Here is a 214-nt window from a genome sequence, read left to right on the forward strand (position 1 = left end):
CGAAGCACTGATTGCTACAGCAATGGGTTTGTTTGCCGCTATCGCTGCAGTATTGGCATACATTCACTTCACAGCAAAATCGAGCCGACTATATGACTCGCGTGCCTTATATTGTGATGAGATGACAGGGATGTTGCAGCGTGAGACCAGCGTACAAGCGCCTATTAGCAAAGAAACGCAAGTTAATGCAGGTCAGGTGACAGGGCTATGAAAC

General features: G+C 47.7%; 1 protein-coding gene. It reads left to right on the forward strand.

The window, feature by feature from the left end; translation table 11 throughout:
• A partial coding sequence (locus V6252_RS13430; RefSeq protein ID WP_341610768.1) for a MotA/TolQ/ExbB proton channel family protein occupies positions 1-211 on the forward strand: 211 nt, incomplete at its 5' end.
• Positions 212-214: the final 3 nt, after the last annotated feature.

The sequence above is a fragment of the Psychrobacter proteolyticus genome (genome assembly GCF_038155145.1).
In the GTDB taxonomy this organism is placed as follows: domain Bacteria; phylum Pseudomonadota; class Gammaproteobacteria; order Pseudomonadales; family Moraxellaceae; genus Psychrobacter; species Psychrobacter proteolyticus_B.